The sequence below is a fragment of the Cupriavidus sp. WS genome (assembly GCF_000395345.1).
Taxonomy (GTDB): Bacteria; Pseudomonadota; Gammaproteobacteria; order Burkholderiales; family Burkholderiaceae; genus Cupriavidus; species Cupriavidus basilensis_B.
Window position 1 is genome coordinate 1 of sequence record NZ_AQPL01000436.1, and the last position, 2165, is coordinate 2165.

1 protein-coding gene is annotated in these 2165 nt (G+C 55.8%); it reads right to left on the reverse strand.

The window, feature by feature from the left end:
• Positions 1–614: 614 nt before the first annotated feature.
• Complete coding sequence (locus tag K206_RS42010) at positions 615–2099, reverse strand: J domain-containing protein (protein ID WP_081651556.1); 1485 nt, start codon at positions 2097–2099, stop codon at positions 615–617.
• Positions 2100–2165 lie beyond the last annotated feature (66 nt).

Consider the following 2165-nt stretch of genomic DNA (forward strand, 5'->3'; position numbering starts at 1 on the left):
ACAAAATTCCTGACACGTCCCGCTTGCTGACCGGACTGCCATGGCCGCAGACTCCTGTCGAGCATCTTCTGCGAGCCAGTCCTTACGGCAAGTCCATTGTCCGTAGGGGCTCGCACATAGTCTCCGATTCTCGCGGTGCTCCGCGTCACGAACTTCCTTGGCTTCGTCGGTCGTTAAGTCTTGGTGACGGCATACCGCGACATACTTTCCCGTAAGGCAGGTTCGAAGGTTCTCCCGCCGCTCAGCTTGAATGACAGCTATGCGCTGTTCTGGCGTCAATTTTAGATGGTCGCATAGGGCCACATAACGACCTTGGATGCAGGTCGCGAAATTCGCTCGCCGCTCTGCCTGGTCTACGGTAACTCGTTGGTCCGGCGTTAGCAGTTCGTGCATACATAGAGATGGATACCGACCAGTGCTGCATCTTGCAAAGTTTTGTTCCAACTCGGCCTGCCTGACCGCATCAGCTTGTCCGGGTGTGAGTCGGTCATGCTGGCATAGGGACGGGTATCTTCCGCTCAAACATGTTGCAAGATTTCGGTCAGATTGCGCAAACGATACGCATGGCTGAAAGGCAAACACCACAAGAACACCGAGAAGTATCGTCAGTTGCTTCACGACTGCCCTCCCTGCGCGCCCGCAGTGGGAGAAGCGGCCTCGCTAGCAGGCGCGGCAGTTACTGGCTCTTCGTTTCTGACATAGTTCTTTCCGTTGTAGCGGGAAATAAACGTCTCCGACACAGGCACCGCAACCCCGCTCTCGTTTATTTTCGTACCGGATACTTTCACTTCAAGCGGGTAGTATTGGCTCTTGTTGTCACGCATGAAGCGGAGCGAGACGTCGTAGTTCTCACAAGCACTTTTGTCCGCTGCGCATCTCATACTTCCCGTGTTGCTACCGCCAGTAGTGAGCTCCGTCATCCTGCGGATACCCTTCTGACCAATGCTGAATATGGCAACAGAGCTTCCCGCCTCCCCTTGACCCATCCAGTCTTGACGAAAGACTAGACCAGGAGTCTTCCTCCCGACTTCAACGAGCGCGATGAAGGATGTGTCGTACTTTCCCCATGCCCCCATCAGGCCCAGGTCTTGCAATGACGTTGCAGGAGTCTCTACTCCGGATTTTGAGGGCGCTGTAATGATGGCCGACACCACCGGGGCGCACGCGTGGCAGTCGAATGATTGCGATTGTGCGGGGATAGACTGCATGAGGTACAGAACTCTCGTACCGAATGGAAGCGGAATACGGGCAGCAACTGACGTGTGGAAGAATCCATACTCGGATTCCGGTAACGTTATTCCAGCAGGAAGATGAAACGATTCCTTGCTCCGCTGGCCAACTCCATGGGTCGTATCCAACGAACGAATCTCCGGCACTTTCGATAGGAAGGCGTAGGGAGACGACGGCGAATCCGGTTCAGGCGTGTTGGCTATTTCGCTCTTAGGCGACACGCTTGATGCTGTGGAATGAGAAGCGCTCGGTGCTTTTTGCTCAGAAGATTCTTTTGGAACTAGGTACAACACACCAGCGAGAACGGCCAGAATTCCCAGTAGTTGGGGTATCCCATTGGAGCGACGAGTAAGTGCTCCCACCACTTTTCCCGCGGTGTAGCCGGCAACACCAAGTGGAGTGGATGGTGGCGCCTTCCTGGTGGGTGTTCGCGTCGGCGTCGGCACCGCTCTGGCGACTGTGCCTCCGAACATCGCAGTTACAGCGTCGGCAATGTTTCCTGGGCAATGGTGCGACAAGAACAAGTCGCGAATCCGGTCGCCCGAATAGCCCTGAAGTCGAAGCTCCACGGACCAGTCGACCATACTACCGACGAACGTGGCCTCAGGGTCGACGACCGCAGCCTGGCTAGCAGTGAAGCTATGTGCGCCAGCCGGATGACGCCGAATATCATAAGCCGCGCGTGCCGCTTCATCCGACAGAACAGCATAGGCTTCCGCCAATTGTGCAAAGCGTCGAATATCGTCTGAAGAACTGTTCTCGCCGTGTCCCGGATGACCCTTTGCCGCTGAGTATCGGTAGGCGGATTTGATTTCCGCCGCCGATGCGTCCTCGCGAACACCGAGCACGCCGTAGTAGTTCTCTGTCACGCTAGTAGTTCTCTGTCACGCTAGTAGTTCTCTATCGCAGTATTCATTCTGCCGCCTTACCGCTGC